This is a genomic window from Streptomyces glomeratus (assembly GCF_021462825.1).
Taxonomy (GTDB): domain Bacteria; phylum Actinomycetota; class Actinomycetes; order Streptomycetales; family Streptomycetaceae; genus Streptomyces; species Streptomyces glomeratus.
Map to the genome: position 1 here is coordinate 1 of NZ_JAKEEB010000119.1, position 351 is coordinate 351.

Sequence of the window (351 nt, forward strand, 5' to 3'; positions counted from 1 at the left end):
GAGAACGACCAGCGTCCCTGACGCTCGGGGTCGAAGGCCCGGATGTCCTTGAGCTGCGCGGACTGCTGCCCGTATTTGATGCTGGTCTTCGAGGTGTGCCGGTAGGCGTCGCGGCGTTCCTGCAACGCGCCGTTGTAGAGCGAGCAGTGATCCCGCAGCATCTCACCGAGCGCGGCCGCCTGGCCCACGGTGGGCCGCATCAGGAACTTGTACGCACGGATCATCCGGCCCACCCCCTTCCTGATCAGCCCGCACGATCATACTACCCTTGGCGTATGTCACCGCGCTGGGAACCAAACCCCGATATCCGCACCGGCCGCCACGTCGCCTACAACCTCCACGCGCACTTGG

Annotated in this window: 1 protein-coding gene and 1 pseudogene; one reads left to right on the plus strand and one right to left on the minus strand. The window is 65.5% G+C overall.

What is annotated here, in order from left to right; genetic code table 11:
* The coding region (locus tag LZ604_RS36725) for a helix-turn-helix domain-containing protein (protein ID WP_234520375.1) at nucleotides 1-224 on the minus strand (224 nt) is incomplete at its 3' end.
* A 51-nt stretch (nucleotides 225-275) separates the two neighbouring features.
* Here LZ604_RS36725 and LZ604_RS36730 point away from each other — a divergent pair.
* Nucleotides 276-351, plus strand: a pseudogene (locus LZ604_RS36730) (IS200/IS605 family transposase); the annotation flags it as partial.